The sequence below is a fragment of the Pseudomonas sp. HMWF021 genome, assembly GCF_003061005.1.
Classification (GTDB): Bacteria; Pseudomonadota; Gammaproteobacteria; order Pseudomonadales; family Pseudomonadaceae; genus Aquipseudomonas.
The window spans coordinates 105,116-112,060 of record NZ_QAIK01000063.1 but is presented as its reverse complement, the minus strand read 5'-3'; the positions used below and the strand labels follow the sequence as shown (position 1 = coordinate 112,060).

The following is a 6,945-nucleotide window of genomic DNA, read 5'->3' as shown; positions in this document are numbered from 1 at the left end:
AATATGAATGCCGAAGAATCTTCCGATGCGCTGATTGGTGCTGCTGATAAGGCGCTGTACGTCGCTAAGACCAGTGGCCGGAACATGAGTGTGATCGCCAACTGAGAGCTGAGCGACCTATGCTTAGTAGGTCGGCTCAGTGATCGAGCGCAATAGTCGCTGCTCTCGAAAAGGAAAGCTGGACTACACAACGCGAAACCCGCGCAAACGAGCACTCAATAGGCTGACAGGCCGGGAGCCACATGTGGAAGCCCTCGACTCAGCTCTCATGGCGGCGCGAGCTCAGTTCGCGATCACCATCAGTTTTCACATTGTGCTGGCGGCGTTCACCATCGGTCTGTCGAATTTTCTACTGGCACTCGAGGCGTTGTGGCTCAAGACCGGTCGCGAAGTCTATCTGGATGTATATCACTACTGGCTCAAGATATTTGCCCTGAATGTGGCGGTGGGTACGGCGTCAGGGCTGATTCTGGAATATCAGTTTGGGCTGAACTGGTCGCGTCTGGTGGTACAGGCGGGCGATATTCTTGGACCGTTGATGTTCTACGAAGTGTTGGCGGCGTTTTTCCTCGAGGCCGGGTTCTTGGGCATCATGCTTTTCGGATTGAAGAAGGTCGGCCCACGACTGCATTTCTTCGCCACTGGTGCCGTAGCCATGGGTTCGTTGATCAGCGCATTTTGGATACTGTCGGCCAACTCCTGGATGCACACACCCGCAGGCTATTCGATGTCAGGGGAGGGGCGCTTTCTGGCCGAAGACTGGTGGGCGATCATTTTCAATCCCTCGTTCCCCTATCGCCTGGCGCATATGACATTGGCCGCGCTGCTGGGTTCGGCAACGCTGGTGGCCGGCGCCAGTGCCTGGCAGTTGCTCAAAACCTCGCACAATCCCCGCGCACGCCTGCAATTGTCCATGGCCTTATGGACGGTCGTGGCTCTAACTCCCGCGCAAATTGTGGTCGGCGACCTACATGGCGAACACACTTTGAAGGTTCAACCTCAGAAGGTAGCCGCCATTGAAGGTTCGTGGACGCGTCCACCCGCAGGTGCGGGTGAACCGCTGCGCCTATTCGGCTGGCCGGATATGTCCGAAAGACGCAATCACTGGGAAGTGGCTATTCCGCGGATTGGCTCGCTTTACCTTCGTCACGACCTGAGCGGCACCATCGCCGCACTGGACGAGTTCGCGCCTGAGGACATTCCGCCGGTACCGCCAGTATTTTTCGCATTTCGCCTGATGGTCGGGCTGGGGTTGATGATGTTGGCGCAAGGCATCGCCAGCCTCGTTCTTCGCTTTCGCAAGCGTCTGTACATTGCACGCGGGTGGTTATGGAGCTGTGTGCTGATGGCCCCAACGGGATTTGTAGCGATGCTCAGTGGTTGGATCGTCACTGAGGTCGGGCGTCAGCCCTTTACCGTCTACGGGCTACTGCGCACGGCCGACAGCGTGTCACGGGTCTCACGCGAGCAGGTGGTGACTTCTACGTGGGGAATTCTGCTGTTCTATCTGCTGGTATTCGGTATCGGCTTGTGGGTGCTGATGCGTTTGCTACGTGAGCCACCGCGCCGTGGCGAGCCGGGTCCGCAATCAACATTGCCTGACGAAACCGGACGGTCTTGAGGAAACGAGTCGATGGACACTGACTGGCTGACCCTGTTGTGTGCAGCAGCTCTGGCATTCTCGGTGATGAACTATGTTTTGCTCGACGGAACCGATCTGGGTGTCGGCATACTGCTGGGCCTGACGCATAGCAGCCGCAATCGACGCGCCATGGCTGTGACCATCCTGCCGATTTGGGATGCCAACGAAACCTGGCTCGTTCTCGGTGGCGGCGGGCTTCTGGCTTTGTTTCCGCTGGCCTACGCCATTCTGCTCCCCGCGCTGTACGTGCCATTTATCGCCATGTTTCTGGCATTGATACTGCGTGCAATGGCGCTTGAATTTCGTGATCACGCGCCCAGCGAGCGCGTTAAACGGCTGATCGACGGCGTGTTGCTGTTTGGCTCCCTGTGCATGGGACTGATTCAAGGTATTGTGCTCGGCACCCTGGTCAAAGGCGTCCCCCATCTGGGCAGTCAGTACAGTGGCGATGGCCGCGAGTGGCTCGAACCCTTTCCGCTATTTTGCGGCCTCGTACTCGTGCTGGGCTATACCTGGCTGGGCGCTTGCTGGCTGTATTGGCGAACCGTTGATGAACTGCAGCACCGTTCTGCGCGTCAGGCGAAGCAGCTGGCTTGGGGCACGGCAGGGCTTCTGCTGGTTTTAGTCGCTTGGACCACCACCTTGCACGATCAGTACTCGCAGCGGCTGACGGCGCCGGTGGTGTGGGTACCCGCGGTTTTGATTCTGATGGCTTTGCTGGTGGTATTCCGATCAGGGTTTCGCAGTCGTTTTGACTGGGTACCGCTGTTCTGCGCCCTGGGTGTATTCGTACTGGCGTTCGCCTTGATGCTCGTCGCGCTTTACCCGCTGATCATTCCCCCGGGTCTGACGCTGCAAGCCGCCACCTCAAAACCCAATAGCCAGGTCTTCATGCTCGTCGGCTTTGCCGTGTTGATACCGGTGACGTTGATCTACAACACCTATGGATTCAGAGTCTTCAGCGGCAAGGTACGTGTGGGAACAAAAAGCTGAAAAATTGCGGGTTTCTAAGACTGAATTTGTGGAAAAAAGACTTCAAACGTTGTGCCTTCTTCGATGTTGGAACGCACCGTGACGTTCCCTCCATGTGACCGGGCGATTTCCCTCACGATGAACAATCCAAGCCCTACGCTGCGTGCGTTACGGTCGTTGGTGCCGCGGATCATGGGTTCGAATAGAGTCGCCATCAATGACTCAGGGATAATCGCGCCCTGGTTGCGAACGGACACAATGGTTTGATGCTCTTCACAAGATGAAGTGATGATGATTGGCTGCTTCAAATCTCCATAAGCAACGCTGTTAGCAACCAGGTTGCCAACAACTTGCTGTACCCGATCTGCATCAATGTACGCGATACCCGATCCATTGCGTTGATGCTGCAAATTTGCAGCGGGAAAAGCGACGCGCAATTCATCGACACTCAGACTGACTAAAGTATGCAGATCAACCGGGGCCGGCGTTACTGCTATTCCTCGGCCGACCCGGGCCAAGGTAAAGTCCAACAGATCGGCAATCATTCGTTCAGCGCGGCCAGCTGACTGGCTGATATGGCCGAGCAATTTGAATTGCTTAGCAGACAGTTCGTCTCTGGTTAACATGTCAGACGCCATTTTTATCGCAGTCAGCGGTGTTTTCAGGTCATGGCTGACGATAGCAACCATCTGCTCGGCGAATGAGGCACGACGTTCGGCCTTTTCGTAGGCTATTTTCAACTCGCTTTGAGCAAGCTGAAGCGCAGTTTCCGCAACGGTTTTCTCGTGCAGTAGACCTTCGGCGACTTTTCGGGAGCTGAGTAGTTCGCGCTCATATTTGTCGCGATCGCTTATCGTGAATAGTGCCAGTTCAAAAAAAGCACCATCGGCATTTTCGCGCCTTACACCGTTAAGCAGCATTGTGACGCAATGTTTGTCCTTGTGGACCAGATCGAGCTTCACCTCGGCTACTGAGCCTTGCATACGCATCAGCGGCGCCCAATGGGTTTGGTGAAATATACGGCCGCCTATTGTCAACAGGTCTTGGAAACGCCGCCCGATCAAAGAGCAGGCGTCGAAGCCGATCCAACAGCAAAATGTCAGGTTGGCGAGCAAAATCGTCCCGTCCTCTTGCGTAACCACGAGGCCGCAAGGCGCGCCTTCAAATAGTGTCTGCGAGTCGGGACCTGGCGGTGCGTCAGTCGACATCCGCACCTGCCCTCAGCGTCAGGAAGCTGTCCATGGCTTCCGAACAGGCACTCGGTGCGCTCATGTGTGGGCAATGACCAACGTTTGCCACCAAGCTGAGTGTGCTGTTGGGAAGTACAGCATGCAGATATTCACCTACGGCGATGGGAGCGATGAAATCGTCGGTGGATTGCAGAATCAAGGTTGGTGTGACCAATCCCGCAACGTCCTTGCGATTGTCTGACATGAACGTCACGCGTGCGAATTGCTTGGCGATCTCAGGGTCGGTACGGCAGAAGCTATTGGTCAGTTCTTCTCCCAGTGCAGGTTGCCCGGGCGCGCCCATGATTACCGGTGCCATATTGCTGGACCAGCCAAGGTAGTTGCTGTCCAGCGTGTCGAGCAAGGACTGGATGTCTTCGAGTTTGAATCCCCCCACATAGTCATCGGAGTCAATGTAGCAGGGTGAAGGGCCAATCATCACATGCGCCGCAATTTTTCCGGGGCATAGGCGGTCCAGTAGGACACCTATCATGGCGCTAACAGAGTGGCCGACCAGAATTACTTCACCAGTGGCAAAATGATCGACGATTTCGCCCAGATCATGGGCGTATCCCATCAAGGAACTGTATTTTTCCCGATCATACGCGCCGATATCTGACTGCCCCGACCCGACAAGGTCATAAAGGACAATCGTAAAACGAGACGTGAAGTGGTCGACCAAATAGCGCCACATGCTCTGGTCACAGCCAAAACCGTGGGAAAAGATCAGTGTCGAAGGACCTTCACCCATCACTTTTATGTTGTTGCGGTATCGCAGGTTCATGCGCGTCATCCCGAGAGTATCTAAGGTGTTTTGGCATTTCGGCATTGTAGATAGCGCGGGTTGCGGTCACGCAGACCATTACAATAGCTACCCGTTAAGAGAGTATTCAGAAAACACGTGCTGCGATCTATCAGCACTAAGGCTGGGGTCGGATGGCGGGGGAGGTAATTTTTATTCGGTACGTTAAGCGAATGATTTTGGCAGCTTCTGTGGCTTTTGGTTCAAATCATGCCGGGTGGAATCCATGCAATGAAAGTCAACACCGGTAGATGTCTATGTCGAATGATCGGATTACCGTTTAAATCGGACTTGCGTCCTGAATTCCTTCGTTATCGTCCGCTGATCTGACTTTGAGAAAGCTTACTGAACTCCAGTGTGCCCGAGTCCTTCGGTATGAAGACCAACGTCTTTTATTGAACGTACGAGGACATCACCATGCGAGCAATGACCTATCACGGCGCCCATGACGTCAGAGTCGAGAGTGTGCCGGATCCGGTACTAGAAGCGCCGGACGACATTATTCTGCGCGTCACCGCCACAGCCATCTGTGGTTCTGATTTGCACCTGTATCGCGGCAAGATTCCCACCGTCGAGCATGGCGATATCTTCGGTCACGAGTTCATGGGCATCGTCGAGGAGACCGGTTCTGGCGTGACTGCGGTCCAGCGCGGTGATCGGGTGGTGATCCCGTTTGTCATCGCCTGTGGTGATTGTTTCTTTTGCCAACAGGAGCTTTACGCCGCGTGTGAGACGACGAATACCGGCCCGGGCGCGGCGATGAACAAAAAACTGATTCCGCCGCCGGCGGCACTATTCGGTTATAGCCGAATGTATGGCGGCATTCCGGGAGGTCAGGCTGAACTGGTTAGGGTGCCTAAAGCCAACACTGGGCCATTTAAGGTTCCAGGCACACTGGCGGATGAGAAGGTGCTGTTTCTCTCCGATATCCTGCCAACCGCCTGGCAGGCGGTTCTCAATGCAAATATCGGTCAAGGTTCGAGTGTGGCCATCTACGGCGCTGGACCGGTGGGACTGCTGAGCGCCGCCTGCGCCCGCATGCTCGGTGCTGAGCGCATCTTCATGGTCGATCATCATGCGTATCGCCTTGAATATGCGCAGCGTACTTACGGTGTTATCCCGATCAACTTTGATGACGATGATGATCCGGCCGACACCATCATCCGGCAGACTCCGGGTAGCAGGGGCGTGGACGGGGTGATCGACGCCGTGGGGTTCGAAGCCAAGGGCAGCACCACCGAAACAGTACTCGCCACTCTCAAGCTGGAAGGCAGTAGCGGCAAAGCACTGCGCCAGTGCATCGCCGCGGTACGGCGCGGCGGCGTGGTGAGTGTGCCCGGCGTGTACTCAGGGTTCATTCACGGTTTTCTATTCGGCGATGCGTTCGACAAGGGCCTGACGTTCAAAATGGGTCAGACTCATGTGCAGCGGTTCTTGCCTGAGCTGTTGGAACACATTGAGACGGGTCGGTTGCAACCCGAGGCCATCATCACCCACAGGATGTCGCTGGAACAGGCAGCGGAAGGTTACCGGATCTTCGACAAGAAACAGGAAAACTGTCGCAAGGTTATCCTGACACCTGGCAGCAGCGACGTACCACTGGCCGACGTGAATGAGACTCCGCCAATGGCCCCAGTCGCTTAACGGTGTCCCTTATCCTGCTGGCCGCTGATAGTGCCAAAACTTAAGCCGTGACTGTTGGAGTGAAGCCTGTCCTCACCATTGGATGACAGGCTTCATACTTGCAGCAGGCTACCGTAGCCATAAACCAGAACACCCCTAGGTTCCTTGGCCCATGCCTTCAACTGCCCGCCGATAATTTGCCGTCGCTTTCTCAATCATCGATCTGCGCTCCTCTTTGATGATGAACCCCTCTTCGCAATACTCCTCGGCAAGGCGCAGTAATTCATCGTATTGCTCAGGAGCGCTCATTCGAATTTCAGGATGAGTGAATAGTCGCTGCCAGGTTTCCAGTGCCTGTGCTTTTCTGTCTTCATACATGACATGACCCTCCAAGTATGGACGGTAGAAAGGTCTGCACGTTTACGGTTCAATACCGGTGACGAGTCGGTGGCTAGAGTTTAAAACGCCGAGCCGCACGAGAGTCTGTTGAGAAACACCCGCAATACTTGGCTTTGAAGCATAAACACTTAAAGATCCGCATCACATGTGAGTTGCATCAATTTCCAATCAGTTGCATTTATTGTCAAATGTCACAGCTGCCACCGACCAGCGCCGGCCCCGATGCCGAGTGATGGGGCTGGCGAAACGGTCGCTGTGGCCAGTGAGTGAGCGGGGCG

Annotated in this window: 6 protein-coding genes and 1 pseudogene; 3 read left to right on the top strand and 4 right to left on the bottom strand. The window is 55.3% G+C overall.

What is annotated here, in order from left to right:
• The first annotated feature begins 244 nt into the window (after window positions 1-244).
• Both DBR18_RS09705 and cydB read left to right on the top strand, forming a co-directional pair.
• Window positions 245-1,621, top strand: coding sequence for a cytochrome ubiquinol oxidase subunit I (locus tag DBR18_RS09705; protein ID WP_108590167.1), 1,377 nt, complete (start codon window positions 245-247; stop codon window positions 1,619-1,621).
• Window positions 1,622-1,633: 12 nt separating this feature from the next.
• Entirely contained in the window at window positions 1,634-2,635 is a 1,002-nt protein-coding gene (gene cydB / locus DBR18_RS09700; RefSeq protein ID WP_108590166.1) for a cytochrome d ubiquinol oxidase subunit II, read from the top strand.
• A 14-nt stretch (window positions 2,636-2,649) separates the two neighbouring features.
• On the opposite strand, the gene DBR18_RS09695 is transcribed toward cydB, so the two are convergent.
• A complete protein-coding gene (locus DBR18_RS09695; protein ID WP_108590165.1) occupies window positions 2,650-3,822 on the bottom strand; it encodes a PAS domain-containing sensor histidine kinase in 1,173 nt (390 codons plus the stop codon).
• Entirely contained in the window at window positions 3,812-4,627 is an 816-nt protein-coding gene (locus DBR18_RS09690) for an alpha/beta fold hydrolase (RefSeq protein ID WP_108590164.1), read from the bottom strand. The genes DBR18_RS09695 and DBR18_RS09690 overlap by 11 nt, the downstream gene beginning before the upstream one ends.
• Before the next feature lie 435 nt (window positions 4,628-5,062).
• Between DBR18_RS09690 and DBR18_RS09685 the strand changes: the two genes are divergently transcribed.
• Complete coding sequence (locus tag DBR18_RS09685; RefSeq protein ID WP_108590163.1) at window positions 5,063-6,289, top strand: zinc-dependent alcohol dehydrogenase; 1,227 nt, start codon at window positions 5,063-5,065, stop codon at window positions 6,287-6,289.
• Between the two features lie 135 nt (window positions 6,290-6,424).
• On the opposite strand, the gene DBR18_RS09680 is transcribed toward DBR18_RS09685, so the two are convergent.
• Together DBR18_RS09680 and DBR18_RS28990 are read right to left on the bottom strand one after the other, a co-directional pair.
• Window positions 6,425-6,646, bottom strand: coding sequence for a hypothetical protein (locus tag DBR18_RS09680; RefSeq protein ID WP_108590162.1), 222 nt, complete (start codon window positions 6,644-6,646; stop codon window positions 6,425-6,427).
• A gap of 220 nt (window positions 6,647-6,866) precedes the next feature.
• Window positions 6,867-6,945, bottom strand: a pseudogene (locus tag DBR18_RS28990) (ATP-binding protein); the annotation flags it as partial.